Genomic DNA, 1,645 nt, shown 5'->3' with positions numbered 1-1,645 from the left:
CACGCTGGCGGCGCGCGCGGGCATCGACCACATCGGCGCGCTGCGGCTCGCATCGATCGGTGCGGCGATCCTGTCGTGCGCGACGATCGCCGGCTGTCTGGTGGCGCCGTGGCTGTCCGAGCGGCTCGGCCGGCGCACCGCGCTCGGCGTGTATTTCGCGGGCATGGCCGCATCGATCGTGTTCGCGTTCGGCTGGGCGTTCTACCAGCCGAACGGGCTCGCGGCGTTCATGGTGTCGCTCGCGTTCCTCGGTTTCTTCGGCGGCAATTTCGCGATCTTCTCGCTGTGGCTGCCCGAGCAGTACCCGACGCGCGTGCGGGCCACCGCGTTCGCGTTCAACGCGTCGGTTGGCCGCTTCATCGGCGCAGGCGTGAACTTCCTGCTCGGCGCGGCGATTCACGGCTACGGATCGCTCGGCGTGCCGGTCGCATGGACTGCGGCCGCGTTCGGGCTCGGCATCCTGATCCTGCCGTTCGCGGTCGAAACGCGTCACCAGACGCTGCCCGAATGAGCGGCACGCCGCGATCGTTTGGAAACACGCCACACCCAGTCATCAATATCAGGAGTCCGGAATGCAGGCATTACAAGGAATCAGGGTCGTCGATCTGAGCCGCGCGCTGTCGGGGCCGTTCTGCTCGATGGTACTCGCCGATCTCGGCGCCGACGTGATCAAGGTCGAGTCGGGGCCGCACGGCGACATGAGCCGCGCGTGGGGGCCGTTCGATCGCGGCGTGAGCACGTACTACCTGTCCTGCAACCGCAACAAGCGCGGCATCTGCGTGGATTTCCGGCAGCCCGCCGGCCTCGACGTCGTGCGCCGGCTGATCGCGCAGGCCGACGTCGTGATCGAGAATTTCAAGGCCGGCACGATGGACGCGATGGGGCTCGGCTACGCCGCGCTGAGCGCGCGCGATCCGCGGCTTGTGATGGGCAGCGTCACCGCGTTCGGCCCGCGTGGCCCGTTGCGCGACTGGCCGGGTTTCGACCAGATCGCGCAGGGCTATGCGGGGCTGATGAGCCTCACCGGTTTTCCCGACGGCGAGCCGACCCGCACGGGCACCGCGATCGGCGATCTCAGCTCGGGGATGTGGGTGGCGACCGGCGTGATGGCCGCACTGTTCGAGCGTGAGCGCACGGGGCGCGGCCAGCATGTCGGCACGTCGCTGCTCGAAAGCCTCGTTTCGCTGTTGAGTGTGCACGGCCAACGCTACCTGAGTCTCGGCGACGTGCCGCGCCGCACCGGCAATGCGCATGCGGTGATCGCGCCGTACGGCGTGTTCGAGACGGCCGACGGGCCGCTCAACCTCGCACCGATCACGACCGACATGTGGCTGCGGCTGTGCCAGTTGCTGGATCTGCCCGAGCTGCCGAACGATCCGCGCTTCGCGACCAACGACGCGCGTGTCGCGCACCGCGACGAATTGAAGGCGTTGCTCGAGAGCCGGCTGCGCACGCGCGGCAAGCGCGAATGGACGCAGCGTTTCGTCGACGCCGGGCTGCCGGCCGGGCCGATCAACACGCTCGACGAAGTGTTCGACGATCCGCAGCTCGCGCATTGCGGGCTGGTCGAGCCGGTTGAGCACCCGACGCTCGGCACGCTGCACCAGGTCGTCACGCCGCTCGGCGGGATGGGCGACGACGTGCC

Annotated in this window: 2 protein-coding genes; both read left to right on the top strand. The window is 68.9% G+C overall.

Annotation, left to right across the window (positions count from 1 at the left end; genetic code table 11):
* A partial coding sequence (locus JYJ84_RS36135; RefSeq protein WP_205190250.1) for an MFS transporter occupies positions 1–511 on the top strand: 511 nt, incomplete at its 5' end.
* Positions 512–572: 61 nt separating this feature from the next.
* Positions 573–1,645, top strand: a 1,073-nt coding sequence (locus JYJ84_RS36130; protein WP_205190249.1) for a CaiB/BaiF CoA-transferase family protein, incomplete at its 3' end; no start/stop codon positions are given.

This window comes from Burkholderia sp. LMG 13014, from assembly GCF_905232215.1.
Lineage (GTDB): Bacteria > Pseudomonadota > Gammaproteobacteria > Burkholderiales > Burkholderiaceae > Burkholderia.
Note: the sequence above shows the minus strand (reverse complement) of the source record. Positions and strands in the feature narration are given on the sequence as shown.